Origin of the sequence: Brenneria rubrifaciens (genome assembly GCF_005484945.1) — a bacterium.
Classification (GTDB): domain Bacteria; phylum Pseudomonadota; class Gammaproteobacteria; order Enterobacterales; family Enterobacteriaceae; genus Brenneria; species Brenneria rubrifaciens.
On the sequence record NZ_CP034035.1, the window covers coordinates 976,939 to 1,002,782 of the forward strand.

The following is a 25,844-nucleotide window of genomic DNA, read 5'->3' on the forward strand; positions in this document are numbered from 1 at the left end:
GAGTTTTATATACACTAATACCTTAGTTTCTTTTGCTGACAGTGTAGCTATGATTGTAGGCAAGTCATAGACAAGCGGGCTTTTTTCATGCCGTTGCCTGGTCTGCGAACCGCTTCGCAACAATGCTCAGGAGTTTTGGTTACTCGGTTGATTCAGGGTAAACTCTCCATACGTTAGGGATTTCTGGTCAAAAACATCATGCATTGTCCATTTTGTTCTGCTGTTGATACCAAAGTCATCGATTCCCGCCTGGTTGGTGAAGGCTCGCAGGTGCGCCGACGTCGGCAGTGTCTGGTGTGTAATGAGCGTTTTACCACATTTGAAATCGCTGAGCTGGTTATGCCCCGGATAGTAAAAAGCAGCGATATACGCGAACCTTTCAATGAAGATAAATTGCGTAGCGGCATGCTTAAGGCGCTGGAGAAACGGCCTGTCAGTTCTGATGATGTTGAAATGGCGATTAATCATATTAAGTCTCACTTGCGCGCCACGGGCGAACGTGAAGTAACGGCTAAAATGGTCGGCAATCTGGTTATGGACGCGCTTAAAAAATTGGACAAAGTCGCCTATATCCGGTTTGCGTCGGTGTATCGCAGTTTCGAGGACATTCGGGAGTTTGGTGAAGAGATTGCCCGCCTACAGGATAAAACCTGATGTGACAGCTTATTTGTCCCCAGAAACAAGAGGTTCAGGGAATGGTTATTCCGCAGGATAATACGAGGGTTCCGTACGATGAGCGGTATATGGCGCGGGCGCTTGAGTTGGCGCGCCGTGGGCGTTATACGACATCGCCCAACCCGAATGTGGGTTGTGTGATTGTGCGCGACGGTGAGATTGTCGGGGAAGGCTATCACCTGCGCGCCGGTGAGCCTCATGCGGAAGTGCATGCACTGCGTATGGCGGGTGAACGAGCGCAGGGCGCAACCGCGTATGTCACGCTGGAGCCATGCAGTCATCATGGCAGAACCCCGCCTTGCGCCGATGCGCTCATCGCGGCAGGCGTTGTACGCGTTGTCGCCGCGATGCAGGACCCGAATCCACAGGTGGCGGGACGCGGCCTGTACCGTCTGCAACAGGCCGGTATCGAAGTGAGTCATGGCTTGATGATGGCTGAAGCAGAGAACGTCAATCCCGGATTTCTAAAGCGCATGCGCACTGGATTCCCTTTCGTGCGGCTAAAAATGGCCGCCTCGCTGGATGGGCGCACGGCGATGGCGTCAGGCGAAAGCCAGTGGATCACGTCAGTGCAGGCGAGGCGTGACGTTCAGCGTTTTCGTGCTGAAAGCGCCGCTATTTTAAGCAGTAGCGCCACCGTGTTGGCGGATGATCCCGCGTTAACCGTTCGTTGGTCTGAGCTGAATACGGACATACAGCGGGCTTATCCAGAGGCGAACGTCGCTCAGCCGGTACGAATCATTATCGATAGCCAACAGCGTGTGACACCGCAGCATCGTATTATTTCACAGCCGGGGCAAACCTGGCTGGCACGTCTTCAGCAAGATGAACTGGTTTGGCCTGACTGCGTCGAGCAGTTAAAGTTGCCGCCGCATCAGGGCGGTGTTGATTTGGTCGCGCTGATGATGATTCTGGGCAAGCGACAAATTAACTCTGTGTGGGTTGAAGCGGGCGCGAAGTTAGCGGGCGCATTATTAAGTGCGGGTGTGGTCGATGAGCTTATCGTGTATTTCGCACCAATGCTTTTAGGGGATCAAGCTCGCCCGCTGTGCGTATTGCCGGGATTAAATGCACTGTCGCTGGCCCCTGAGTTTGAGATAAATGATGTCCGCCTGATCGGGCCGGACTTACGTGTGCGGTTGAAACCAAAAACGTGACACGGCTGGGTTCGCATCGGACAAAACCGGATACGTAACCGGAAGAATATGGTAGAATCCGCCCCCCTGCGGGGTATAAAGACCAGATAAAGGAAAGCTATGAACGTTATTGAAGGTATTGTTGCTACTCCTGATGCCCGCGTGGCGATTGCAATTGCTCGTTTTAACCATTTCATTAATGACAGCCTGTTGGAAGGCGCGATTGACGCGTTAAAGCGTATCGGCCAGGTTAAAGACGACAATATTACCGTGGTTTGGGTTCCTGGCGCCTATGAGCTGCCGTTAGCCGTTCGCGCGCTGACCAAGAGCACAGAAAACGGTGGTTTCGATGCAGTTGTTGCGTTGGGGACGGTTATCCGCGGTGGAACCGCCCATTTTGAATTTGTTGCCGGCGAATGCAGTTCCGGTTTGTCTCATGTCGCCATGAGCAGTGAAATCCCCGTTGCTTTTGGAGTGCTGACGACAGAGAGCATTGAGCAGGCGATTGAGCGCGCTGGCACCAAAGCGGGTAATAAAGGCGCAGAAGCTGCCTTGACCGCGTTAGAAATGATTAATGTATTAAAAGCCATCAAGTAAGCCTGATTATTAAGTAAGGGGAATTCCGTGAAACCTGCTGCTCGTCGCCGCGCCCGTGAATGTGCGGTTCAAGCGCTTTATTCCTGGCAGTTGTCTCAGAACGATATTGCCGATATTGAACTACAATTCCTGAGTGAGCAGGATGTCAAAGATGTCGACATCACCTACTTTCGTGAGCTGCTGGCAGGGGTAGCTATCCAGGCTGAGACACTTGATCGGTTGATGGCGCCTTTCCTGTCGCGCCAACTAGATGAACTGGGTCAGGTTGAACGAGCCATTTTGCGTCTGGCGATGTTTGAGCTCAGTAAACGCGACGATGTCCCTTACAAGGTGGCCATCAATGAGGCCATCGAACTGGCCAAAATGTTTGGCGCCGAGGATAGCCATAAATTCGTGAATGGCGTACTCGACAAAGCCGCACCGTCGGTAAGAAAAACGAAGAAAAAATAAGTGAGTCAGGGCCGGGTTATCCGGCCCTGATCTTGTCTGGATTAAACTCTGGCTGGAAAGGTTATGGTTGAAGGAGAGTTTGACCTTATTGCCCGCTATTTCAATCGGGTTAGAAATTCACGCCGTGATGTGGAATTAGGAATCGGTGACGATTGTGCGTTACTTACGCTGGCAGACAAACAATGGCTGGCGGTGAGCACCGATACGTTGGTATCCGGCATTCATTTTCTGCCCGATATCAATCCTGCCGATCTGGGATACAAATCACTGGCGGTAAACTTAAGTGATCTGGCGGCGATGGGTGCCGATCCTGCCTGGCTTTCTCTGGCCATTACTCTGCCTGAAAACAAAAGCGACTGGTTGTCTGTTTATAGCGATAGCCTGTTCGAGCTACTCGATTACTATGGTATGCAACTCATCGGCGGCGATACAACGCGTGGTCCGTTAAGCCTGACGCTGACAATTCATGGTTTGGTTCCGGCTGGTCGGGCATTGACCCGTCGGGGGGCCAGAATTGGCGACTGGATTTATGTTACCGGGTCATTGGGCGACAGCGCCGCCGGGTTGGCCATTCTGCAAAACCGGTTGCAAATCTCCAACACCGAAGCCCGCAACGCTTTGCTTCAACGCCATCTGCGGCCACAGCCCAGGATACTGCAAGGTCAGGCATTGCGGGATCTGGCCAGTTCAGCGATTGACATCTCCGACGGTTTGGTTGCCGATCTAAAGCACATTCTGAAAGCCAGTGAGTGCGGCGCACGGATTAATCTGGATACGCTTCCTCGATCTCACTGGTTACATGACTGTGTTGATAAACATCAGGTTGATGAACAACTGGCATTGCATTGGGCGCTATCAGGCGGCGAGGATTATGAACTGTGCTTTACCGTACCCGAGATTAATCGTGGGGCCTTGGATATCGTTCTCGGACACTTAGGCGCAGACTATACGTGTATTGGGCAAATCGGGCCTTCATCGGAAGGATTGCGCTTCTTCCTGGGTGAAAAAGAGGTTGAGTTTGATGGGAAGGGGTATGACCATTTTAGTAAGCAAAACTAAAGGGGCTGATACCGCCAGGTGCCGGCTACGCATGGATAACCCGTGGCATCTGCTGGCAACCGGTTTTGGCAGCGGTTTAACTCCCTGGCTGCCCGGCACAATGGGATCGTTGGCAGCGATCCCATTGTGGTATCTGATGTCATTTCTTCCTCTTGAACTTTATTCGTTATTGGTCATGCTGAGTATTTGCATCGGCGTATATCTGTGCCATCAGACGGCTAAAGACATGGGCGTCCATGATCACGGCAGCATCGTCTGGGACGAGTTTGTCGGCATGTGGATAACGTTGATGGCGTTGCCTGTGAATGAATGGCAATGGGTTGTCGCAGGTTTTGTCGTGTTCCGCTGTCTGGATATCTGGAAACCCTGGCCGATCCGCTGGTTTGATCGCAATGTGCATGGCGGCATGGGCATCATGATTGACGATATCGTGGCCGGTGTGATTGCTGCCGGGGTTCTGTATGGCATGGGGCAATATTGGCTGTAGTTTTAACTGTATGAGTCAGCATCCCCTGGGGTTTGTGAAGGCACGCCCGACGTCTCCCTTATTATTAATGGTTATGACTATGTCGTGTCTATGCCTCCGGCAAGGGTGCGGCACGAGCGATTTTTTGAATGATGGGATCTTAGGCAGGGCATCGGGGTTACCATCGATAAGGCGAATTGTCCCAGGCCTGCTGTGCCGCACGTTGTCGTGACACCGTTGCCTGCGCGATATCGTCCGTTGATCTGGCGTCGAGCATATTGGTCGAATAGCGCGTACTGGGATCTTCAGCGACGATTTTCTCATCTAACAAATTGCTTTCATTTTTGCTTTCGGATAACCATTCTAGAAAATCATTGCCTATCGGGGGAAAGTCTATCTCAACCATATATTGCATGATTTCCGCGGTGGAAACATGGCTTATGCTATCCAACGCCTGAGCAGCGGGTAAAGGGGCGGCGTTGCATGCTCGCTGGTAGTCGGGCTGGGGGCGCGGATTGCGCCTGATTGCCTGAGCTAACGTGACTGCCGAGGGGTAACTGACCCAGGGATCCACGACGACGGTATTTCTCTCTCCCCATGTTTGATCGCGCGGATCGCCAATCAGTACATATCTATGGTCCCAATCATTGTCCCTTACGAGCAACACTGGCGCATTGATACGTTGCTGTGCCAGCAACGTATAGCTTATATCGGAGGTTTCTCCACAGTTGCCTGCCTGATAACGGGCGACCTGTTGAGCGTTGGGAATGGGGGCCGGGTGTAAGGACCTATGTCTTTGCATGTGTAATCGCATGAAGCTTTCTCCACCGGTATAAAACATATCCACTTTTTGGTTGCCGGCGCCGTAAGGCATTAACATTTTCGCTTTGCGCAAGGTTTCCTGCGCCAGATTCAGGTGCTCCATTGTCGATGAGTTTACGATGACGTGTTGGCCTTTAAACACACCGATCCCCAATTCTTGCGCGTCAACTGCATCATGTAATTTAACCACATGCTCCTGGCTAAAATTTTCCAGCGGATTTACCGTAGCGCCACCGGGGAAATACCTGTCGTGTATTGGGTTCATGATGGTTTTTTATCCTTCTATTCACTGTACCGTAGTGCTAAATAATTCAATTGCCTTGTTCTGGAGTAACCGAAAATAACTACCGCATATTTAGAGGTGAATTATTGCAGGCCTGCTGCGCCGCATGTTGCCGCGACACTGTCGCCTGCGCGATATCGTCCACCAATTTTGCGTTGGAAGGGTTACTCGCATAACGTGAGTTGGGGTCTTTGGCGAAGATTTTCTCATCTGGAAAGGTGTCGGTTGGATGACTTTGCTCCATAAATGAAAGGCAGTTTGGGCCGATAAGGGGGTAACCGTTGTCAGACAGAAAGCGGGCCGTTTCTTTCGTCTCGAAGAATGGTGCTAATGAGGGTGCCGTCACATTCCGCATTAATGATCGAGACAGAGGCTCTCCCTGGGTGTATATGACCTCTGCGGTTTGGTTACCTGCGCCGTAAGGCACAATCATTTTTATTCTGCGCAGGGTGTCCTGCGCTAATTTCAGATGCTCTATCGTCGATGAATCTTCGCCGACGCGTTTACCTTTATAAGAACCGATGACCAATTCCCGCGGGTTGACCGCATCATGTAATTTAACCACATGCTCCAGGCTGAAATTCTCCAGTAGGTTTACCGCGACGCCTCCGGGGAAATACCTGGCGTGTATGGGGTTCATGATGGCTTCTTGTCCTTTTGTTCAATGCGCTTAGTACTAAACGGCTCGATTACTGTGTTCTGTCGTAACCGTGAACAGCGGCTGTATCAGGTACTTTCCATGGCTTACTGTGCTGCGCGTTCACGTAACACAGGGGCTACATAAGGTGAACTTTCCATGGCTTGCTGTGCTGCACGTTGCCGTAACACCGTTGCCTGCGCGATTTTATCCATGGATTTTGCGTTGATAAAGTTACTCGTATAGCGTGTGCTGGGGTCTTTGGCGACAGTTTTCTCATCAGGTATGCTCTCAAATTCATCATCAACCGCCAGTTCCCTGAGATACTCTGGGCCGATAAGGGGTAAACTAGTGTCAAACGAAAAGTCATACAGTTCCTTTTTTGTAACATGCTTAATACTATTTAATCTGTGTGCGTCGGGCACAGGAGCGGCATTACGCTCTCTTTGATGAATTGGTTGCGAATCGGGGTTGTGATTTTTAGCCTGTTTGAGCGTGACTGCGGAAGGATATCTGACCCAGGGATCAACGACGACAGTGTTTTTCTCGCCCCATGTTTGATCTCGCGGATCGCCAATCAGTACGTAATCATGATCCCTGTTGTTATCCCTTACCTCGAGCACCGGCGCATTAATGCGTTTTTGCGCCAGAAGCGTATACGCCACATCAGCATGTTCTCTACTGCCGCCTGCCTGAAAATGGGCAGCAACTTTCGCGTTGGCATAGGGTGATGGTGTTGGTGACGGAGGGACCAGCGTGTTTTTCATGATTCCGCGTGCCAGAGATGCTCCCTCTGTATGTACGATATCTGAGATTTGGTTGCTGGCGCCGTAGGGCAGAATCATCTTGGTTTTGCGTAGGGTTTCCTGCGCCAGTTTCAGATGCTCCATCGTCGATGTGTTTACTCTGACGAGTTTGCCTTTATAAGAACCGATGCCCAATTCCTGCGGGCTAGCCGCGTCATGTAATTTAACCACGTGTTCCTGGCTGAAGTTTTCCAGTGGGTTTACCATGGTGCCTCCATAGAAATACCGGTTTTGTAGGTTGTTCATGATGAGTTCTATCCTCTTTTTTATTAAGATAACTTAGCGTGCTAAGTTAATGGGTTGGAGTGTTATGACAAAATTAAGATGACTCCGGCGGTTAATATAGGTGATTGATTCAGTGCCAACTGCGCGGCACGTTGGCGATTGACGGTGAACTGGGCAATACCGCCTCATGCAGTTTGACAACTGGCTCATGAGAAAAATTTGCTAGGGGATCGATCGTGGAGTTACCAGAGAAATATCTGTAATGTGTCATGCAGTCAGTCCTTTGACGGCTATTCAGGTGGCGAGCGATAAGCCTGTTGTGCTTACATTAGGCTCTTTACTCCGGGTTCACTTTGCGTCCGGCCTCGATTTGTTTAAGAAGCCAGCTTTTAAGTTTGGCAGCGGTATCAATAAATGTGCTCACCAACTGATAGGTTTCAGTTTCATCCAGTTCGGCAAGCGCTTGCCGGCATGAGAGCATAACCTGCATCTTTTCGGCATCAAGACCGATGTTGAAAACCGGATGTTTAGTGTTCCACATGTTCATGGAGAGCAGTGACAACAGAACGTCGGGTCGCATGCTGACGTCTGGCGACAGTGGGGCGACGGGACTCATAATGTTCAGGTAATCTTGCTGGTTACCCAGCAGCAAGATCTGCATTTCGTCTTCCAGTGTGATGATATACACGTCATGTCCGCTCTGCTCCGCTTTCTCCGCATCAACCTGATACTGCTTCATGAGCTTAGACATGACGATATGGAAACCTCGCGTACTGCTCATGCAGTTTCTCCTTAAAAATTTTCTTTGAGTGGCATGAGAGTGGCTTAGGTTCCGTATTGGGTGAAAAAAAGAAGAGCGGAATAACGCCGGTTAAAGCGCTATTTCGTGTTGCAGGAAGTGGTCAGGACTGCCATGCCCTGATGCGGCGCGCAATGCCGGCGGCGTTCAGGCCGAGGTCGGCGCGGATTTCTTCCTGTGAGCCCGGAGGAACGAAGGCGTCCGGTAAGCCGATATTCAGTACCGGCAGCGCCACGCGTTTTGCCATCAGCAGTTCATTCACACCACTGCCCGCTCCGCCCATAACGGCATTTTCTTCCAGCGTCACGAGTAGGGAATGCGTGTTGGCCACTTCCAGGATCAACCCTTCATCCAACGGTTTGACAAAACGCATATCGACCAGCGTGGCATTCAACTCGTCCGCCACTTTTTGCGCTTCTGGTAATAGTGTACCGAAATTCAGAATAGCGAGCTTTTCTCCCTGTCGGCGAATGACCCCTTTGCCAATCGGCAATTCAGCCAGCGGGGTCAGTTCCGCTCCCGAACCGTTACCGCGAGGGTAACGCACGGCCGTTGGGCCTTTCTGATAATGGTAGCCGGTATGAAGCATCTGGCGGCACTCGTTTTCGTCGCTGGGCGTCATGATGATCATGTTCGGGATACAACGTAAGAAAGAGAGATCAAAGGCCCCTTGGTGGGTTTGTCCATCCGCGCCGACAATACCGCCGCGATCGATGGCGAACATCACCGGTAAGTTCTGAATGGCGACGTCATGGATAACCTGATCGTAGGCGCGCTGCAAAAAGGTGGAATAAATGGCGACAACAGGGTGGTAGCCGCCCACCGCGAGACCGGCGGCGAAGGTGACGGCGTGCTGTTCGGCAATCGCCACATCGAAGTATTGCTGCGGATAGTCTTTCGAGAACTGTACCATGCCTGACCCTTCGCGCATGGCGGGCGTGATGGCCATTAATTTACTGTCTTTGGCTGCGGTTTCCTGTAGCCATTGACCGAAAATTTTGGAATAGGTGGGCAGGGCGCCGTCTTTACTTTTTGGCAGTGTGCCGCTGGCAGGATCGAATTTCGGCACCGCATGCCAGCTAATCGGATCTTGCTCGGCTGGTGCGTAGCCTTTGCCTTTTTTGGTCATAATATGCAGCAATTGCGGGCCTTTCAGGTCACGCATGTTTTTCAGCGTATGGGCCAGCGTCTGCACATCGTGACCGTCCACCGGGCCGATATAATTAAAACCAAGTTCTTCAAATAGCGTCCCCGGCACGACCATGCCTTTGAGATGCTCTTCCGTCCGCCTTACCAGCTCTTTTATCGGCGGCAGGCCGGATAACACTTTCTTACCACCTTCGCGTAGGCTGGCGTAAAGTTTGCCTGACAGCAATTGCGCCAGATGGTTGTTCAGCGCCCCGACGTTTTCTGAAATCGACATTTCATTGTCGTTCAGTATCACCAGCAGATCGGAACGGATATCGCCTGCGTGGTTCATGGCTTCAAAGGCCATGCCTGCTGTAATGGCGCCGTCGCCAATTACACACACGGTGCGACGGCCTTTTCCTTCCCGTTCTGCGGCAACCGCCATACCTAATCCGGCGCTAATGGAGGTCGATGAGTGACCGACGCTCAATACGTCGTATTCGCTTTCATCCCGCCACGGAAACGGGTGTAAGCCGCCTTTCTGACGGATAGTGGAAATACGATCCCGGCGACCGGTCAGGATCTTGTGCGGATAAGCCTGATGGCCCACATCCCACACCAGGTGATCGAAAGGGGTGTTGTAGACATAATGCAGGGCGACGGTGAGTTCAACCGTACCTAATCCTGAGGCAAAATGACCGCTTGAACGGCTGACGCTGTCCAGCAGATATCGACGAAGTTCATCACACAGCTTCGGCAGACTCTCTTTCGGCAGCAGGCGAAGCTCATCGGGTGTATCCACTATCGCCAGTGTAGGGTATTTCGCTGTATCAAAACTCATTAGAGACTCATTTAGAGATTTTATTTGTTGCGCTCAACGATGAAATTCGCCAGCGCCTGTAATGGCGCAATATTCAGTGGTATCGGACTCGATGCTGCTAAATCATCCAAAGAGGCCAGTGATTCCTGATAGAGAGCCCGTGCTTTTTCTCGCGCGTTCTCCAGCCCCAGCAAACCGGGGTAGGTGCTTTTGCCCAACTGCTGATCGGCCCCCTGATGTTTGCCGAGCGTGGCGGTATCGCCCACTACATCCAAAATATCGTCTTGCACCTGAAAGGCCAGTCCAATCGCGTTGGCATAACGATCGAGAAACGGCAACGCGGCGCGGCCGGCGTCGCCTGCCGTCAGCGCGCCCAGTCTGACCGCCGCTCTGATCAACGCCCCGGTCTTGTGACGGTGGATTTGCTCCAGTGCGGCAAGATCCACCTGACGGCCTTCCGCTTCCAGATCCAGCGCCTGACCGCCGCACATGCCAGAAACCCCGCTGGCCTGCGCCAGCTCAGATAGCATCGCCAATCGATCACGATCGGATACCAGGGGCATTGGCGCGTCGGCCAGAATAGAGAATGCCAGCGTTTGCAACGCGTCACCGGCCAGAATTGCGCTGGCTTCGCCAAATTTAATGTGGCAGGTCGGTTGACCGCGGCGCAAATCGTCATCGTCCATAGCCGGCAGGTCATCATGAATTAACGAATAGGCGTGAATGCATTCTACCGCCGCGGCTGGCGCATCCAGACTTTCCAAAGGCGCGCCAAACAGTTCTCCCGTGATGTAGACCAGAAACGGGCGCAGCCGCTTACCTCCTAACAGTGCACCATAACCCATAGCATTAACCAGTGGACTACTCTGAAAGGGAAGGGTGGCGAGATAGTGGCTTAATGTACGGTTTGTACGCTGATAATGAGCATTCAACTGCTCGGTGAAATCCGCCATAGCTATTATTCACTGTCCGGGGTAAACGGCGACAGGGCCGCATCAGTTTCGTCGCTCAGCAGAATTTGCACTCGTTGCTCTGCCTGTTGCAATTTTTGCTGTCCCTGACGCGCCAACTGTATTCCGTGCTCAAACTCATTCAGCGCCTCTTCCAATGGCAACTCGCCCGACTCCAGCCGGGTAACGATTTTTTCCAGTTCGTTTAGTGAGTTTTCAAAGCTGACCGGCAGCGCTGTTTTTTTGGGCATAGGTTTTGAGTCCTGGGTTATACGTAGTTGCCTGGTCGAGGCATCACGTTATTTCGTGTTCAGTCACCCACGGATGACCACGCAATTATACGGTTAAAACGCACAGCATACCTTTATATAATGATATACTCCGCGCCCTGGATGCTATCGGTAAAACCGTCCTTGTAATGTTGATTTTACCGATAACGTGATTTTAGTGCACAGGGGTAAATTTATTTACGCCTTTCTGACCAAGTAACGATAGCCACCATGAAGTTTATCATTAAACTGTTCCCGGAAATCACCATCAAGAGCCAATCTGTGCGGTTGCGCTTTATCAAAATTCTAACCGGTAACATTCGCAACGTCGTAAAAAACTATGATGAAACGCTGGCGGTTGTCCGTCACTGGGATCATATCGAAGTTCGGGCAAAAGACGAACGTCAGCGCGAAGCTATTCGTGATGCCCTGACGCGTATCCCCGGTATCCATCACATTCTGGATGTTGAAGAGCGCGTCTATACCGATGTTCACGACATTTTTGAGCAGACGCTGGCGCTATATCGCGAGCAACTGATCGGAAAAACGTTTTGCGTTCGCGTAAAACGCCGAGGAAAGCATGAGTTTAGCTCTCAGGATGTTGAACGCTATGTCGGCGGCGGTCTTAATCAACATATCGAAACGGCGCGGGTCAACCTCTCCTCGCCGCAGGTCACGGTTCATCTGGAAATCGATCAGGATCGTTTACTGCTGGTTAATGCCCGCAATGAGGGGATCGGCGGTTTCCCTATTGGGACGCAGGAAGATGTGCTGTCGCTGATTTCCGGCGGTTTTGATTCGGGTGTATCCAGTTATATGCTGATGCGCCGCGGCTGCCGCGTGCACTACTGTTTCTTTAATCTAGGCGGCGCCGCTCATGAGATTGGCGTTAAGCAGGTGGCGCATTATTTGTGGAATCGCTATGGCAGCTCGCACCGGGTACGTTTTATCTCCATTGATTTTGAGCCAGTGGTCAGCGAGATTCTGGCAAAAATCGACGATGGTCAGATGGGTGTGGTTCTTAAACGCATGATGGTTCGCGCAGCGTCACAGATGGCGGAACGCTATGGGGTACAGGCGCTGGTCACGGGAGAGGCGCTCGGCCAGGTTTCCAGCCAGACGCTCACTAATCTGCGGTTAATTGATAATGCGTCAGATACGCTCATTTTGCGGCCGCTGATTTCTCATGATAAAGAGCACATTATTAAGCTGGCCCGTGAACTGGGTACGGAGGATTTCGCCAAAACGATGCCGGAATACTGTGGTGTTATCTCCAGAAGCCCAACGGTAAAAGCGGTGAAGTCGAAAATTGAAGAACAGGAAAGTCACTTTGATTTCGCTATTCTGGAGCGTGTCGTCAGCGAAGCCCGCAATATCGATATTCGTGAAATTGCCGAGCAGACCCGGCAGGATGTGATTGAAGTGGAAACCGTGGTGGCGTTTGCGCCAACGGACGTGCTACTTGATATCCGTGCGCCGGATGAACAGGAAGAGAACCCGTTAGCGCTGGAGCAGGTTGAGATCAAGCCGTTGCCGTTCTATAAATTGGGCACGCAGTTTGGCGATCTTGATCAGAGTAAAACCTATCTGCTTTATTGTGAACGCGGCGTGATGAGCCGCCTACAGGCGCTTTATCTGCATGAGCAAGGGTTTACTAATGTAAAAGTTTATCGCCCTTAGTGACCGAATGCGCTTTTTTTACAGGTTTAGATTCTAATCCTGATAATTGTAAATGCCTGGCGGGAGTACCAACTGTGCGGCGACCTCCGCCGCTTTTTCTTTGCCCAATAACAAATCGATCAGTTTCAGGGCGAAATCCATGCTGGTTCCCGGCCCTTGGGTGGTCAATAGATTGACGCGCGGGTCGTAAACGACTCGCTTTTCCATCCATTTTTCTGGTGCAATCTTATCTTTTAATACCGGGTGACCGGTCATGTTACCGACGGGGAAAAGCTGGCGGTGTTCAAGCACGAGCGCGGGCGTCGCGCACATCGCGGCTACAATTCTTCCATCCTGATTGGTCTGACGAATACATTCCACCAGTAAGGGGCTATCCCGGAAACATTCGGCGCCTTGCTGCCCGCCGGGTAACACCAGTGCGTCAAAATGACGATCCGCGACCTCAACCAAAGGCACGTCGGCCAGAAGCCGGACACCCCGGGAGCAGGTGATTTCCAGGTTACCGTCACTGGCGACGCTGGCAAGCGTTACCCGAATGCCTGCTCTGACCAGCAAGTCGATAGTTGTGACCGCTTCCGTTTCTTCACTACCAGGAGCCAGACACACCAGTACTGAGGCGCTCATATTCATTCTCCTTTCGTTTGATTTGTTTAAAAAGACGGCTATTTTCAGGCAACGTCAGACCATGATTACGCGCCCGGCGCAGCAGATAACCGGTAATGTAGTCAATCTCGGTATGACGCTGCGCCATGATGTCTTGCAACATCGATGAGGTATTGGCGGCGGTATTCTGAATAATTTGGTTAACATAGAGTAGCAGGCTGTCGGCAGATGTGCGGAATCCTTCGCGATCCATCACGTCGGCCACTTCCTGACAAAGCGATTTAATCTGTTCTGGATAAGCCCGCAACTCGCCATTCGTACACTGATAGATCGTGGTCAACGGATTAATGACGCAGTTTGCGGCCAGTTTAAGCCAGCAGGTCGCGGCAATGTTATTGTGCCAGGCGACGTCGGGTAATGCCTGATGCAGAATTTCGGCAAAATGGCTTTGCTGAGGATCCGCATCATCAATCGATCCGATATGTGTAGTCCCTGAGGCTACATGAACCACCGTGGTGGCATCGCGGCGTGCGGCGTGGGTGGTGATGCCGATAATCAATGGCTGTTTGTGCGCAGGCAGCTCTTCGCGAACACCCATCCCATTATGCAAAAGCAAAATGGTGCAACGAGGGTTGAGCTGTGGCAGTAGTGCGGCGACGGCACCGGAAACTTGCCAGGCTTTTAACGTCACGAGCAACAGATCGCTTTGCCTCAGGTGATCGGGATCGTTCGCGGTAAGGTTAAGATTACAATGTTGCCCATCCAGCATAGTCACATTGACGGGGCAAAACGGTTGTGGGATTCGCAGCCACCCCTGAACGTCATGTCCCTGTTGATGCAAGGTCGCAAGCCACAATTGGCCGAGAGCGCCGCAACCAAGAACGGTGATTTTCATTTGACTCTCCCTTTGAACTGGCGTTCTTGTTTAGGCCGACCCCTAGGTCATAATTTGCATGATATTTGTTTATCAGGCTAATGAATCTGCGTGACGGAGTAAAGTCTGACCGTACCTGTTGACGCGCATTTTGTTTATGACAAAGGAGCGGTTATTATGCTCGCCAGCTAACCTTGCAGGAGAACAAATTATGCCATCTTTCGATATTGTTTCGGAAATTGATATGCAGGAAGTCCGCAATGCGGTGGAAAACGCGACGCGGGAGCTGAGCACCCGTTGGGATTTTCGCAATGTTCCGGCCAACTTTGAGTTGAATGAAAAATCACAAACTATCAAGGCGGCCAGCGAGTCGGACTTTCAGGTTCAGCAATTGATCGATATTCTGCGTGAAAAGTTGATGAAGCGCGGTATTGAGAGCGGCTCGCTGGAAGTCCCCGAGGAGATGGATCATAGCGGTAAAACCTACAGCGTTGAGGCTAAACTGAAGCAGGGTATTGAAAGCGCGCTCGCGAAAAAGCTTGTGAAGCTGATTAAAGATAGCAAGCTGAAAGTCCAGGCACAGATCCAGGGTGAACAGATTCGCGTGACGGGGAAATCTCGTGATGATTTGCAAAGTGTGATGGCGTTAGTGCGCGCCGCCGATTTGGGGCAACCGTTCCAGTTCATCAATTTTCGCGATTAGTCTCTTTACAGGCCAACGTTCTCTGGCCTGTTTTATAGCGGGCAATCTCTGCCCGCTCCCCTGCGGGCCGCCGCAAGCGACGTTAAAAATCGCTCCCGGCGATTTTTATGACGGACTGACCAGTGCTTCCAACTGTTTTCTACTGGTTTTTTTATTGTCGATTTTAACGTAAGCGCTGCATTCATCAGGCACGATGATCACTTCCGCCACGCCGGGCTGAGTGCGCATTTTCTGCTCAAGTTGGTTATCTTTTAATGCCAAATCGGAAAGCGTAATTCTCAGACTGCTTAGGTAAGGAGGCTCCTGCATGGTAAACCCGACCAGTAACCAGATAGCGGCAATCACGACGCCCGCGATAAAGACAAATGACGCCCCGTACAGCTCGAAAAGTCCGCCGCCAAGACTGCCGCCGATCGCCACCCCAATAAACTGCGTGGTCGAGTAGACGCCCATCGCGGTCCCTTTATAGCCTGCCGGCGACTCTTTGCTGATGAGTGAAGGCAACAACGCTTCCATGACGTTGAAGGCCAGAAAGAACAGCTGCACCCCGAAAATAATCTGCCAGATAGCGTTTTCCGCCTGCCATAACACCAGTTCAGCCGCGATCAGTACGATGATACAGCCGACGAACACTTGCTTCATCCGTCGCTTCAATTCGGCATAAATAATAAAGGGCACGACGCCGGCGAATGAGATCAGCATGGTAACCAAATAGACTTTCCAGTGATCCTGCGGGGGTAAGCCTGCTTTCTCAAGTACTCTAGGCAAGGCTACGAAGCTGGACATCAGCAAGATATGTAAGCACATAATGCCGAAGTTCAGCTTTAGCAGCCGGCTATTCGCCAACACTTTATGAAAACTGCCGCGTACGATAGCCGACTCGCGATTGAGGATATGCGCTGGCGCGGCGGGGATTATGGTGAGCGTGATAAAAATACCTATAACAGTCAGGAACGAGATACCCCAGAAGAGCGCATGCAACCCAAATGCGTGCGTGACAATTGGGCCGACAACCATGGCAATCGCAAAGGTGACGCCGAAGCTGACGCCAATAAATGCCATGGCTTTGGTGCGGTTCTGTTCGCGCGTCAGATCGGAAAGCAAGGCCATGACAGCGGCGGAGATCGCGCCCGATCCTTGCAAAGCCCGGCCAAGAATGATGCCCCAGATTGAATCACTCAGCGCGGCAACGATGCTTCCCACAGCAAAAATCAGTAATCCTCCTACGATTAGCGGTTTTCTGCCGACCCGGTCCGACAGCAGTCCAAACGGGATCTGAAAAATAGCCTGCATCAAGCCATAGATGCCAATCGCGATACCGATAAGCGTTTCGCTGGCGCCTTGTAACGCCATACCGTAGGTGGTTAGTACGGGCAGTACCATGAACATGCCAAGCATGCGTAGTGAAAACACCGTACCTAAGCCCCATGTGGCACGCAACTCACCCGGGGTCATTTTGTTATCGTTCATGCTTACCTCTGGAGAACAGTCGGCGTTATTCTAATTCGCTATCCGGTATTCCGTAAACGTATACCCTTAATATTACAAATTACAGGTATGTTGGCTTTATTTTCAGCCTGGGATAGCGGTGGTTTATCGATGGTGATTTTGTGGAGGAACCCTCGTAATTCCAGAAAATACACTGCAAAGGACGCTCGTTGAGGGACGGCCTGAAACATGGATGACCCTTATCAGAACGGCAGGGAGACGTTTCTTTTACAGTTTCTCCCATTCATTATCCGAAAAGTGAGTATGCTCTACCATTTCCCAGGCTTCATTTTTTATATCCGATACGCTTCCCGTCATATATATACGTGCTGACTTTATGTCTTTCGACGCGACACCATAGAGAGAATCAAATGTTTTTTTATCTGCATTATTATTTAAGTTGTACAGCTTACTCTGTTGCCCATCAATGACAATACCGTTGCCAGCGAGGTGAACGAAATTCATACAGTGACTGAACTCTCTGTTTTTCAACGGTACAACGATGATGGCTTTTTCTCCTGGTTTAATATGCGATAAAAGTACTGTAGAAACAGAGGTATCAGCGGTAACGGGATGCTCTTGCATTGTTGCGATACCCTCGTCCAGCTTTCCTGCTGCTGCGTTTTCCGCCACGTAGAAAGTTTTATAATCGCTATTAACCATAGCATTGATATTTAGATCAACGGCCTTACTGCAATAAATGCAATTGCGATTTAAGGCAAAGGTATTATCCTTCACTACAGAGGCGAGATTAATTAGCATCCCCCATTTCTTATTTGGATTGACATGTTTGGATATATAGCTTAATCCTTTTAATACACTGTGTTTGGCTTCTGATTCAAATTTTGCCGTAAGATGTGTCTGTTCTGACAAACCCGCTTTAAAATCAGGTGTATCGTATATAATGTTGAAGAATAACTTGAAGAGGCTAAAGACATTTCCTCGAAACGACCTAAGTTTTCATCAAAAGAAATATTTTTCATTTAGCCTCCAGTGAATAATTTATTGTTTTACACAACGGTACATTATTATTTTCTGGCAGACACAGCATGGTGCGTAGAGCACGAACGTCTTTTTCTTTCACCACGGCAAAATGTTTAACATTGGCTGAGTGGAGTCCGGGGACAATAAGTTCCCAAAAGGGCGCCGGAATAAAAGCTGCATACTTTGCGGTTCAGGCATGGCGGCGATAGTCAAAATCCATCGGGAAGGTTTTGTGATGTGATTTGGCAAGACAAGGACGGATGAAGAGAAGTAAAGGAAAAACAGGCGGATGTGCCGCCTGTTTTCAGGATGAATGCGTTGTAAATGCCATTTCTGTTAACGCAGGTAGGTCAGCAATACCTCATGCGCCGGGGCTATTGAATCAACGGACATCATGACGCTCAGTGAGGTAATGGCGACAATAGAAAACATAAACAATTTTTTTGCCCATACCCGGTCATCATTGGCATTTTTATAACCAGACAACGCCATTCCTAACCACCACACACTGACCGCGGCAGCGACCACCAGATATTTGTAACCCGCGTAGCCGCCCAGAGACAACATCAGCGTGGCAATCATAAACGCGAGGATATAAAGCGTAATATGATTCTTTGCGACGGAAATGCCTTTGACCACCGGTAAAACCGGGATGTTGGCAGCCTGATAATCTTTGAGGCGGAATATGGCGATCGCATAAGAGTGGGGCATCTGCCACAGGCTGAAAATCAGCAACAGAATCAGTGCGCCCGCATCGAACTGGTTACTGACGGCACAATAGCCGATAACCGGCGGCGCGGCGCCTGACAAACTGCCAATCAGCGTGCCGTAAACTGAATGGCGCTTCATATACAGACTATAAACACCGACATAAACCACAAATCCCATTACCGCCAGCCACATCGCCAGCGGGTTGGCTGCGGTATACAGTAGCGTGAAACCAGCAATACCCAACAATGAAGCGTAAACCAGCGTTACCTTCAGTGAGATCAGTCCTTTTACCAGAACCCGGTTTCTGGTTCTCTCCATTTTTTTGTCGATATCGCGGTCAATGACATTGTTAAACACACAACCAGACGCAACGACCAGCGATACCCCAGCGAGGGTGGCGAGAAACAGGGGATAATCAATGCTGCCCTGGGCAGCAAGGAGAAATCCGCCGATCACAGAAATTAGATTACCGAAAATAATTCCTGGTTTAGTGACTTGCAGGTATTGCTTAATCATCTTTTACGGCTCAGTTACTGGAGCATCATGTTGTTGTGCGCGCTCATCATAATCCAGATGGAGCCCACGACGACAATCGCAATAATCAGGACGGTGAACGCCAGGGCCACCACATTCCACCGTTCTTCAGACGACGAATTCAGATGCAGGAAGTACACCAGGTGCACCAGAATCTGAATAACCGCACATCCCAGAACGGTCAGAAGAATGGTGTTATGCGAGGCAGAACCAGACATAACTATGCCGAAAGGAATGACTGTCAGAATAACGGACAGTACGAAACCAATCAGATAGGATTTAACGCTACCGTGGCTGGCGCCTGCATGATCGGTTGTTGAGTGACTCATTACATCGCCCCCATCAGGTAAACAACGGTGAAGACACAAATCCATACCACATCAAGGAAGTGCCAGAATAGGCTCAGGCACATTAGACGGGTTTTGTTCGTTGCGGTCAGGCCGCGTTTGGAAACCTGAATCATCATGACGGCCAGCCAGATCAAACCTGCGGTCACGTGAATTCCGTGCGTGCCGACCAGCGCAAAGAAAGCGGACAGGAATGCGCTGCGATCCGGGCCGTAACCTTCGGCGATCAGGTGATAAAATTCATAGATCTCCATCGCAATGAACGCCAGGCCGAACATGAAGGTCAAGCCCAGCCAGGTAATGACCTGAGATTTGTTGCCTTTGTTCATGGCGAGCATCGCCATGCCGTAAGTAATACTACTGAACAGCAGAGCGAACGTCTCCACCAGTACAAAGGACAGATCAAATATGTCCTTGCCCGCAGGACCGCCCGCCGTACCGTTGACCAACACCGCATAAGTTGCGAACAAAGACGCAAACAGAATGCAGTCGCTCATCAGGTAGATCCAAAAGCCGAATACCTTAGTGGCTCCTGCATCATGGTGCCCATGCTCGGCATGGGCGGCGTTAGGGTTAGTCAGAGTTTCAGTTGACATTTTTCAGACCTGCTTTGCTGATTTGATCAAAATTCTGATTCTCGATTTTTTCAATTTCTTTAACTGGAACGTAATAATCAACGTTCTGGTTAAAGCTGTGCACGATCCAGGTCACAATCATTCCAGCGAAGCCGATAATGGCCATCCACCAGATGTGCCAGATCATGGCAAAACCGAATGCCAGACTGAATGCCGAGATGATTACGCCAGCGCCGGTATTTTTCGGCATGTGGATCTCTTCATAACCCGCAGGTTTGTTGTAGGCTTCGCCTTTCTCTTTGGCATCCCAGAATGCATCACGGTCATGCACGTACGGTACGGTAGCGAAGTTATAGAATGGCGCAGGGGAAGACGTGGACCATTCCAGCGTCCTGCCGTCCCACGGATCACCGGTCAGGTCACGATTCTGGTCACGGTCGCGGATGCTGACGTAGAACTGTATCAGTTGGCACAGAATACCCATTGCAATCAGCCCGGCACCCACGGAGGCTACTACCAGCAGCGGGTGGAATTCCGGGTTGATTTGCTGGCCCAGACGGCGGGTCATGCCCATAAAGCCCAGCGCGTAAAGCGGCATAAAGGCAACGAAGAAGCCGATGATCCAGAACCAGAACGCGCGCTTACCCCAGGTTTCGTTCAAGGTGAAGCCAAACGCTTTCGGGAACCAGTAAGTGATACCGGCAAAGCATCCGAATACCACGCCACCGATGATCACGTTGTGGAAGTGAGCAATCAGGAACAGGCTGTTGTGCAGCACGAAGTTAGCGCCGGGAACCGCCAACAGAACCCCGGTCATCCCGCCGATGGAGAAGGTGATGATGAAACCAATGGTCCATAGCATGGCGGAATGCGACTGAATTCGGCCTTGATACATGGTAAACAGCCAGTTGAAGATTTTAACCCCGGTCGGGATTGAAATAATCATGGTGGCGATACCAAAGAAGGCGTTAACGTTCGCGCCCGATCCCATGGTGAAGAAGTGGTGCAGCCAAACAATAAATGACAATACGGTAATCGCGATGGTTGCCCACACCAGAGAGGTGTAGCCAAACAGCCGTTTTTTACAGAATGTGGCAACCACTTCTGAATAGATACCAAACACCGGCAGCACCAGAATATAAACCTCAGGATGACCCCAGGCCCAAATCAGGTTGATGTACATCATCATGTTGCCGCCCATATCGTTGGTAAAGAAATGGGTGCCGAGATAACGGTCAAGCGTCAATAGCGCGATCGTCACTGTCAGAATCGGGAACGCGGCGATAATCAATACGTTGGTACACAGCGCGGTCCAGGTAAAGACCGGCATTTTCATCAATGTCATGCCGGGCGCGCGCATTTTCATAATGGTGGCGAAGAAGTTGACCCCCGTCAGCGTGGTGCCCAGACCGGATATCTGCAAGCTCCATATCCAGTAGTCGACCCCGACGCCGGGGCTGTACTCCTTACCGGAAAGCGGCGGGTAAGCGACCCAGCCGGTTTGTGCGAACTCGCCTATTCCCAGAGAGATATTGATCAGAATGACGCCGGCGACGAACAGCCAGAAACTCAGAGAGTTCAGGAACGGGAAGGCAACGTCGCGCGCGCCGATTTGCAGCGGAACGGCGAGGTTCATCAAGCCAACCACAAACGGTGTCGCCACGAAGAAAATCATGATAACGCCGTGCGCGGTAAAGATTTGATCGTAATGGTGGGCGTTAAGGAAGCCTTCTTGCCCGGCAGAGGCGAGAACCTGTTGGCCGCGCATCATGATGGCATCGGCAAAACCGCGGAGCATCATCACCAGCGCGACGATGACATACATAATACCGATTTTCTTATGGTCCACGGAGGTAAACCATTCCGACCATAACCATTTCCACTTGCCGAAATAGGTTATCGCCGCCAGCAGCGCCAGGCCGCCGACGATGATCGCCGCCACGGTGACCATGATGATGGGTTCTTGATAGGGAACCGCATCGAGTGTAAGTTTTCCGAACATCGTATTATCCCTCGGCTCCTTGGTGCGAGGCATGCTCGCCCATGTTCATACTCTCATCGCGGCGCATGTTTTCATCTTGCTTCATGCCTTCACCATGATGTTGCATGCTCATGCCGTTGCCTGTGAATTTGAGAATAATATTCTTGAACAAATCCTGTTGAACACTGGAGAAGTATTCCACTGGATGATATTCACTTGGTTGAGCCAGTTTGTTGAATTCATCCATGCTGCTAAGAGTCTTGGACGACGCACGGACATTCGCAACCCACTGGTCAAACGCCTGCTGAGTGGGCGTGGCAATGGCGGTGAACTTCATGCCGGAAAAGCCTTTCCCACTGTAGCCGCCTGAGATACCTTCATATTTTCCAGGTTCATTGGCAATCAGGTGCAGCTTGGTCTGCATACCGGCCATGGCATAAATCTGCCCGCCAAGACGAGGAATGAAGAAGGAGTTCATTACGGAGCCGGAGGTGATTTTGAACGCGACAGGCGTGTTCGCAGGGAAAGCGAGTTCATTGACGCTGGCAATACCCAAATCCGGGTAAACAAACAGCCATTTCCAGTCAAGTGAAACCACTTCGACATTGATTGGTTTAACGTTTGATTCCAAAGGCTTATAGGGATCAAGCGAGTGAGTTGTCTTCCAGGTAATTATGGCAAGAATAGCGACAATGATAATGGGCACGGTCCAGACAACCGCTTCTATCTTGTTGGAGTGTGACCAGTTGGGAGTATACTTTGCCTTTTCATTGGAAGCTCTGAACTTCCAGGCAAAGGCGATCGTCATAATGATGACGGGAATGACAACGATCAACATCAGCCCGATGGCAGTCAGTATCAACGATCGTTGCTCTAACCCGATCTGTCCTTTGGGATTCATCAATGCCATATCGCAACCGCTAAGTAGCGCTATGGTTGCGAATAAAGACAACATCCCAAAAATTTTATTGTATTTCCTGAGTCTCATCTAGCGACCTCAATAACAAGGGCTCTATTGTCATTTCACGCGAGCGGGCATTTTACGGGAACGTTACTGTACTGTAAACATGATTAAGGTTATGTCAGCTGGTGGTTGCTGTTTTTCGCCTTAAATGTCAAGAAGACAGTGAAAAATAAAAATTTTTTTTAAAAACAGATGATTAAAGTTACCTCATGCAAAAGTATGGATTGAGAATAAAAAATTACAACTGCCAGCGGCTTTTATTTTCAAGCGTATGGGGATTTCTGTTTCAAAGAAATTTTTAGTTAGAAAACGAAACTATTTCGGGAAAAGAAGTTTGCGGTAGTGAAATAAATTTTCGTTTTACCAGACTAGTGAGAAAAAAATAATTTAATACAGGGATAAAGCAGCAGAATACGGTGCTTTTATCCCCGTAAGCACGACTCAGCGGGAGCCATTTAGTGGGGATCTCAATGACAGGTAGTCCAATAGACTGCCTAGCAGTATGCCCAAAAGCGATAGTCCGCCGCCGGCCATCAATAGATATTCGGCCAGGAGTGGATGAGCAGTCCAGCCTATTGCGTTGGTGATCAGCAATATTAACCACAGCCCCAGCAAACACGATCCTATTTTAAGTGTGTGTAACGCGCCCTTGTAGTAGCAAGCGAAGGTGTTCCGCAACTGGAAGCTATCGGTCTTCTGTGTGTATTCCAGCGTGTTTCGGCATACCCGCAAAATGAACAGGCCGGGTAACGCGGCGAAAATAGAGAAGAGATAGAACCATGTCCAGCCGTAAGCTTCTACAAACCAGCCCGCAATCGGACCAACATACACACGGCCCACGGCAGAAAGCGCTGAAAGCAAGGCGAATTGGGTGGCGGAAAATGATTTGTTGCACAGCGTCATTAATAATGCCACGAAGGCAGCGGTTCCCATTCCGCCGCACAGGTTTTCCAGAAATACGGCGCCGGCCATGCTAAACATGCTTTTATCGGTAATTGTCAGCAGCCAATAGCCCGCGTTCGACACGGCCTGGAGAATACCGAAAATCATTAACGCGCTAAATAGCGTCAGGCGCTGCATGAGCAAGCCGCCATAAAGAGCACCGGCAATCGTGGCAAGTAGCCCCAGCGTTTTGTTCACCAGACCGACATCGCCTGCGTTAAAGCCGACGCCGCGAATCAAGAATGTGGTCGTCAGGCTGATAGCGAAGGCGTCGCCTAATTTATACAGTACAATCAGCAGCAGAATGAGCCACGCATTGTTGCGCGCGAAAAAGTCGCGTAACGGGGCGACGATCGCCTGTTCCATAGAACGCGGCGCTGGCTGGTTGTTATTCGGCTCTGGCGCCAGTAGCGTGGCGAACACGCCAATCAGCATTAACCCGGCCATAAGCCAGTACGTTGCTTGCCAGCCCAATAATCTGTCTGCAGTCCACAGCGCCAGTCCGCCTGAAACCAGCATCGCCAGCCGATACCCCAGCACCGATATGGCTGCGCCGGAGCCGCGTTCTTCAGGTGAAAGCAAGTCCGTTTTATAGGCGTCAAAAACAATGTCCTGTGACGCCGAGCAAAAAGCGACGGCAACAGCCAGTGCAGCCAGCCACCAGAGGTCGTGAGCGGGATTCATGAAGCCCATGCAGACAATGGCGACCATCAACGCCAGTTGGCTAAGCAGCAGCCATCCGCGTCTGCGCCCCAGAAAAGGCGGAGTATAACGGTCCATCAGAGGTGACCAGAGGAATTTGAACACGTACGCCTGACCGACCAGAGAGAAAAAACCAATGGTCTTCAAATCAACGTTTTCAACGGTCATCCAAGCTTGTAATGTGCCGGAAGTGAGCGCCAGCGGCAACCCTGACGCAAAACCAAGCAATAACAGGAAACGCGAATTACGTTGGCTGAACAGATTGATGATGTGGCTAAACATGGCAGACCTTTTCCGTTGCGCTGCGAGGCAAGCTGGTGCGCAACGGAAGCGGATTGAAGTAATTAACGAGCGTTAGATTTAATAAAGTCACTGACGCTGGTATCTTGCGCCATATCGTTAATGACATCGCCTAACACCGTATTGACCGCATCGGTAATTTTTTCATTGGTCGCGGTGAAGGCCCCCTGAACGGTATAGGTCGAACGATAGTTTTTCATCTGTTTATTGCCATTTGCCGCTTGAGACAGGATAGAGATATCGGCTTTGGTGGTGATGTTGTAACGCAGGTTACCTTCTGAGACATCAGCATAAAGATGATTAACGACGATCTGTAAGGCAACCGGCCCCCCTGTACCCATCATGTAGCCGCGGGCTGTCATTTGTTTTTCCAGCGCCTCTTGCAACAGGAAACGCAGATCGCGTGAAGGGGTCAGCGTAATCAATTGCCCATCGCGGTTCACTTTAGCCAACGCTTGATCGGTACGTTGATCGGCACCGTTAATGCTGATGGTTATTCCCATCAGGGTCGGATCCTTTGAAGGAAGATTGATTTTAGGCGAAACGTTCAGCGTATTATCGCTTGTGGCGCATCCTGCAAGCATCAGCGCGGTGAGAAGAGGGAAAAATAATTTTTTTAACATTCGCATTTTCTCAGTAATGTTAGTGATGGTTGGCTGATAAAAATTCCTGATATCATATTCATTGCCGCTGGCGGGGAAAAGAGCGGAGCGCAGGTAATTTATCCTGAAATGCATTTTTTTTTATGTTTTTCAGCTGATGAAAAGCGTTTTTATCACGTCACCACCGCTGAGGGAATGTCACCAAGTTACTTTCATTATCTGTCAGCCGTGGTGTTATCCGCCATAATGGGTTGTAAAAGCAACTAAGGTTGACGTGACTCCATAGCCGAAAGGGTAGCCGTATAATGCGTGAAACGATAGAAGAAAAACTGCGTGTGGAATTTGAACCCGCCCACTTAGAAGTGATTGACGAAAGTTATCGTCACAATGTGCCTGCGGGGGCAGAAAGCCATTTTAAAGTGGTTATCGTCAGCAACCGCTTTGAGGGGGAGCGGGTTTTAAGCCGCCATCGTGCGATCTACGCGGTGCTGGCAGTCGAACTGGCAAGTAAGGTACATGCGTTGGCGCTGCATACTTATACGGTAAAAGAATGGGACAGCTTGCAGAATGCCGTACCTGCATCGCCGCCCTGCGGTGGCGCGGGTATCCTGTCATAACGCCTGGATATCACCCGTCCGGGGCTCTTCGGGACGGGTTCTTCGATAATAGTGCGAATCGCTCGCTGCAATAGTCCTGCTGCCGTCCTCGACTCATACTGTCTATATCGCTATA

General features: G+C 50.6%; 27 protein-coding genes. 9 read left to right on the plus strand and 18 right to left on the minus strand.

Annotated features, from left to right (window positions below; genetic code table 11):
* Positions 1-198: 198 nt before the first annotated feature.
* From nrdR to pgpA, 6 genes are all read left to right on the plus strand, one after another.
* On the plus strand, positions 199-654 hold the full coding sequence (gene nrdR / locus EH207_RS04585) for a transcriptional regulator NrdR (protein ID WP_137712921.1): 456 nt from the start codon (positions 199-201) through the stop codon (positions 652-654).
* Positions 655-695: 41 nt separating this feature from the next.
* Complete coding sequence (ribD, locus tag EH207_RS04590) at positions 696-1,832, plus strand: bifunctional diaminohydroxyphosphoribosylaminopyrimidine deaminase/5-amino-6-(5-phosphoribosylamino)uracil reductase RibD (RefSeq protein WP_137712922.1); 1,137 nt, start codon at positions 696-698, stop codon at positions 1,830-1,832.
* 99 nt (positions 1,833-1,931) lie between these two features.
* Positions 1,932-2,408, plus strand: a complete 477-nt coding sequence (gene ribH, locus EH207_RS04595; RefSeq protein ID WP_137712923.1) for a 6,7-dimethyl-8-ribityllumazine synthase — start codon at positions 1,932-1,934, stop codon at positions 2,406-2,408.
* A gap of 27 nt (positions 2,409-2,435) precedes the next feature.
* On the plus strand, positions 2,436-2,858 hold the full coding sequence (gene nusB / locus EH207_RS04600; RefSeq protein WP_137712924.1) for a transcription antitermination factor NusB: 423 nt from the start codon (positions 2,436-2,438) through the stop codon (positions 2,856-2,858).
* Between the two features lie 63 nt (positions 2,859-2,921).
* Positions 2,922-3,917, plus strand: coding sequence for a thiamine-phosphate kinase (thiL, locus tag EH207_RS04605; RefSeq protein WP_137712925.1), 996 nt, complete (start codon positions 2,922-2,924; stop codon positions 3,915-3,917).
* The gene (gene pgpA / locus EH207_RS04610) at positions 3,892-4,404 is read left to right on the plus strand and encodes a phosphatidylglycerophosphatase A (protein ID WP_137712926.1); all 513 of its coding nucleotides are present in this window, start codon (positions 3,892-3,894) and stop codon (positions 4,402-4,404) included. Before thiL ends, pgpA begins: the two co-directional genes overlap by 26 nt.
* Before the next feature lie 157 nt (positions 4,405-4,561).
* Here pgpA and EH207_RS04615 read toward each other — a convergent pair whose 3' ends face one another.
* The 7 genes from EH207_RS04615 to xseB all read right to left on the minus strand — a co-directional run bounded on the left by EH207_RS04615 (position 4,562) and on the right by xseB (position 11,104).
* The gene (locus EH207_RS04615; RefSeq protein WP_137712927.1) at positions 4,562-5,470 is read right to left on the minus strand and encodes a type III effector; all 909 of its coding nucleotides are present in this window, start codon (positions 5,468-5,470) and stop codon (positions 4,562-4,564) included.
* Positions 5,471-5,549: 79 nt separating this feature from the next.
* Positions 5,550-6,128 (minus strand): hypothetical protein, encoded by a 579-nt coding sequence (locus EH207_RS04620; protein WP_137712928.1) that lies wholly within the window; start codon positions 6,126-6,128, stop codon positions 5,550-5,552.
* 104 nt (positions 6,129-6,232) lie between these two features.
* A complete protein-coding gene (locus EH207_RS04625; RefSeq protein WP_137712929.1) occupies positions 6,233-7,177 on the minus strand; it encodes a type III effector in 945 nt (314 codons plus the stop codon).
* Positions 7,178-7,493: 316 nt separating this feature from the next.
* Complete coding sequence (locus tag EH207_RS04630; RefSeq protein WP_137712930.1) at positions 7,494-7,937, minus strand: CesT family type III secretion system chaperone; 444 nt, start codon at positions 7,935-7,937, stop codon at positions 7,494-7,496.
* Positions 7,938-8,058: 121 nt separating this feature from the next.
* Positions 8,059-9,924: a 1-deoxy-D-xylulose-5-phosphate synthase gene (gene dxs, locus EH207_RS04635; protein WP_137712931.1), complete on the minus strand. Its 1,866-nt coding sequence runs from the start codon at positions 9,922-9,924 to the stop codon at positions 8,059-8,061.
* Positions 9,925-9,944: 20 nt separating this feature from the next.
* Positions 9,945-10,856, minus strand: coding sequence for a (2E,6E)-farnesyl diphosphate synthase (gene ispA / locus EH207_RS04640; protein WP_137712932.1), 912 nt, complete (start codon positions 10,854-10,856; stop codon positions 9,945-9,947).
* A gap of 5 nt (positions 10,857-10,861) precedes the next feature.
* Positions 10,862-11,104 (minus strand): exodeoxyribonuclease VII small subunit, encoded by a 243-nt coding sequence (gene xseB, locus EH207_RS04645; RefSeq protein ID WP_137712933.1) that lies wholly within the window; start codon positions 11,102-11,104, stop codon positions 10,862-10,864.
* 249 nt (positions 11,105-11,353) lie between these two features.
* Between xseB and thiI the strand changes: the two genes are divergently transcribed.
* Entirely contained in the window at positions 11,354-12,802 is a 1,449-nt protein-coding gene (gene thiI, locus EH207_RS04650) for a tRNA uracil 4-sulfurtransferase ThiI (protein ID WP_137712934.1), read from the plus strand.
* A gap of 33 nt (positions 12,803-12,835) precedes the next feature.
* Here thiI and yajL read toward each other — a convergent pair whose 3' ends face one another.
* A complete protein-coding gene (gene yajL, locus EH207_RS04655) occupies positions 12,836-13,426 on the minus strand; it encodes a protein deglycase YajL (protein ID WP_137712935.1) in 591 nt (196 codons plus the stop codon).
* Positions 13,389-14,300 carry a 2-dehydropantoate 2-reductase gene (gene panE, locus EH207_RS04660; protein WP_137712936.1) on the minus strand — a complete coding sequence of 304 codons (912 nt, stop codon included), beginning with the start codon at positions 14,298-14,300 and terminating at the stop codon, positions 13,389-13,391. The genes yajL and panE overlap by 38 nt, the downstream gene beginning before the upstream one ends.
* Before the next feature lie 190 nt (positions 14,301-14,490).
* On the opposite strand from panE, the gene EH207_RS04665 reads away from it, so the two are divergent.
* Entirely contained in the window at positions 14,491-14,982 is a 492-nt protein-coding gene (locus EH207_RS04665) for a YajQ family cyclic di-GMP-binding protein (protein ID WP_137712937.1), read from the plus strand.
* 105 nt (positions 14,983-15,087) lie between these two features.
* Here EH207_RS04665 and EH207_RS04670 read toward each other — a convergent pair whose 3' ends face one another.
* The 9 genes from EH207_RS04670 to EH207_RS04710 all read right to left on the minus strand — a co-directional run bounded on the left by EH207_RS04670 (position 15,088) and on the right by EH207_RS04710 (position 25,133).
* Positions 15,088-16,452, minus strand: a complete 1,365-nt coding sequence (locus EH207_RS04670; protein WP_137712938.1) for an MFS transporter — start codon at positions 16,450-16,452, stop codon at positions 15,088-15,090.
* 246 nt (positions 16,453-16,698) lie between these two features.
* Positions 16,699-17,343 (minus strand): hypothetical protein, encoded by a 645-nt coding sequence (locus EH207_RS04675; protein ID WP_137712939.1) that lies wholly within the window; start codon positions 17,341-17,343, stop codon positions 16,699-16,701.
* A gap of 447 nt (positions 17,344-17,790) precedes the next feature.
* Positions 17,791-18,681 (minus strand): heme o synthase, encoded by an 891-nt coding sequence (gene cyoE / locus EH207_RS04680; protein WP_137712940.1) that lies wholly within the window; start codon positions 18,679-18,681, stop codon positions 17,791-17,793.
* Between the two features lie 14 nt (positions 18,682-18,695).
* On the minus strand, positions 18,696-19,028 hold the full coding sequence (locus EH207_RS04685) for a cytochrome o ubiquinol oxidase subunit IV (RefSeq protein ID WP_137712941.1): 333 nt from the start codon (positions 19,026-19,028) through the stop codon (positions 18,696-18,698).
* A complete protein-coding gene (locus EH207_RS04690; RefSeq protein WP_137712942.1) occupies positions 19,028-19,642 on the minus strand; it encodes a cytochrome o ubiquinol oxidase subunit III in 615 nt (204 codons plus the stop codon). The genes EH207_RS04685 and EH207_RS04690 overlap by 1 nt, the downstream gene beginning before the upstream one ends.
* Complete coding sequence (cyoB, locus tag EH207_RS04695; RefSeq protein ID WP_137712943.1) at positions 19,632-21,623, minus strand: cytochrome o ubiquinol oxidase subunit I; 1,992 nt, start codon at positions 21,621-21,623, stop codon at positions 19,632-19,634. Before cyoB ends, EH207_RS04690 begins: the two co-directional genes overlap by 11 nt.
* A gap of 4 nt (positions 21,624-21,627) precedes the next feature.
* Complete coding sequence (gene cyoA, locus EH207_RS04700; protein WP_137712944.1) at positions 21,628-22,590, minus strand: cytochrome o ubiquinol oxidase subunit II; 963 nt, start codon at positions 22,588-22,590, stop codon at positions 21,628-21,630.
* 417 nt (positions 22,591-23,007) lie between these two features.
* Positions 23,008-24,492: a muropeptide MFS transporter AmpG gene (ampG, locus tag EH207_RS04705; protein WP_137712945.1), complete on the minus strand. Its 1,485-nt coding sequence runs from the start codon at positions 24,490-24,492 to the stop codon at positions 23,008-23,010.
* A 62-nt stretch (positions 24,493-24,554) separates the two neighbouring features.
* Positions 24,555-25,133 (minus strand): lipoprotein, encoded by a 579-nt coding sequence (locus EH207_RS04710; protein WP_137712946.1) that lies wholly within the window; start codon positions 25,131-25,133, stop codon positions 24,555-24,557.
* A gap of 281 nt (positions 25,134-25,414) precedes the next feature.
* On the opposite strand from EH207_RS04710, the gene bolA reads away from it, so the two are divergent.
* Positions 25,415-25,729: a transcriptional regulator BolA gene (gene bolA / locus EH207_RS04715; protein ID WP_137712947.1), complete on the plus strand. Its 315-nt coding sequence runs from the start codon at positions 25,415-25,417 to the stop codon at positions 25,727-25,729.
* Positions 25,730-25,844: the final 115 nt, after the last annotated feature.

What these genes read in the sequence shown, in the direction of transcription:
- nrdR (WP_137712921.1), top strand. Translation starts at nt 199, where the DNA reads ATGCATTGTCCATTTTGTTCTGCTGTTGATACCAAAGTCATCGATTCC.
- ribD (WP_137712922.1), top strand. Translation starts at nt 696, where the DNA reads ATGGTTATTCCGCAGGATAATACGAGGGTTCCGTACGATGAGCGGTAT.
- ribH (WP_137712923.1), top strand. Translation starts at nt 1,932, where the DNA reads ATGAACGTTATTGAAGGTATTGTTGCTACTCCTGATGCCCGCGTGGCG.
- thiL (WP_137712925.1), top strand. Translation starts at nt 2,922, where the DNA reads ATGGTTGAAGGAGAGTTTGACCTTATTGCCCGCTATTTCAATCGGGTT.
- pgpA (WP_137712926.1), top strand. Translation starts at nt 3,892, where the DNA reads ATGACCATTTTAGTAAGCAAAACTAAAGGGGCTGATACCGCCAGGTGC.
- EH207_RS04615 (WP_137712927.1), bottom strand. Translation starts at nt 5,470, where the DNA reads ATGAACCCAATACACGACAGGTATTTCCCCGGTGGCGCTACGGTAAAT.
- EH207_RS04620 (WP_137712928.1), bottom strand. Translation starts at nt 6,128, where the DNA reads ATGAACCCCATACACGCCAGGTATTTCCCCGGAGGCGTCGCGGTAAAC.
- EH207_RS04625 (WP_137712929.1), bottom strand. Translation starts at nt 7,177, where the DNA reads ATGAACAACCTACAAAACCGGTATTTCTATGGAGGCACCATGGTAAAC.
- EH207_RS04630 (WP_137712930.1), bottom strand. Translation starts at nt 7,937, where the DNA reads ATGAGCAGTACGCGAGGTTTCCATATCGTCATGTCTAAGCTCATGAAG.
- dxs (WP_137712931.1), bottom strand. Translation starts at nt 9,924, where the DNA reads ATGAGTTTTGATACAGCGAAATACCCTACACTGGCGATAGTGGATACA.
- ispA (WP_137712932.1), bottom strand. Translation starts at nt 10,856, where the DNA reads ATGGCGGATTTCACCGAGCAGTTGAATGCTCATTATCAGCGTACAAAC.
- xseB (WP_137712933.1), bottom strand. Translation starts at nt 11,104, where the DNA reads ATGCCCAAAAAAACAGCGCTGCCGGTCAGCTTTGAAAACTCACTAAAC.
- thiI (WP_137712934.1), top strand. Translation starts at nt 11,354, where the DNA reads ATGAAGTTTATCATTAAACTGTTCCCGGAAATCACCATCAAGAGCCAA.
- yajL (WP_137712935.1), bottom strand. Translation starts at nt 13,426, where the DNA reads ATGAGCGCCTCAGTACTGGTGTGTCTGGCTCCTGGTAGTGAAGAAACG.
- panE (WP_137712936.1), bottom strand. Translation starts at nt 14,300, where the DNA reads ATGAAAATCACCGTTCTTGGTTGCGGCGCTCTCGGCCAATTGTGGCTT.
- EH207_RS04665 (WP_137712937.1), top strand. Translation starts at nt 14,491, where the DNA reads ATGCCATCTTTCGATATTGTTTCGGAAATTGATATGCAGGAAGTCCGC.
- EH207_RS04670 (WP_137712938.1), bottom strand. Translation starts at nt 16,452, where the DNA reads ATGAACGATAACAAAATGACCCCGGGTGAGTTGCGTGCCACATGGGGC.
- cyoE (WP_137712940.1), bottom strand. Translation starts at nt 18,681, where the DNA reads ATGATTAAGCAATACCTGCAAGTCACTAAACCAGGAATTATTTTCGGT.
- EH207_RS04685 (WP_137712941.1), bottom strand. Translation starts at nt 19,028, where the DNA reads ATGAGTCACTCAACAACCGATCATGCAGGCGCCAGCCACGGTAGCGTT.
- EH207_RS04690 (WP_137712942.1), bottom strand. Translation starts at nt 19,642, where the DNA reads ATGTCAACTGAAACTCTGACTAACCCTAACGCCGCCCATGCCGAGCAT.
- cyoB (WP_137712943.1), bottom strand. Translation starts at nt 21,623, where the DNA reads ATGTTCGGAAAACTTACACTCGATGCGGTTCCCTATCAAGAACCCATC.
- cyoA (WP_137712944.1), bottom strand. Translation starts at nt 22,590, where the DNA reads ATGAGACTCAGGAAATACAATAAAATTTTTGGGATGTTGTCTTTATTC.
- ampG (WP_137712945.1), bottom strand. Translation starts at nt 24,492, where the DNA reads ATGTTTAGCCACATCATCAATCTGTTCAGCCAACGTAATTCGCGTTTC.
- EH207_RS04710 (WP_137712946.1), bottom strand. Translation starts at nt 25,133, where the DNA reads ATGTTAAAAAAATTATTTTTCCCTCTTCTCACCGCGCTGATGCTTGCA.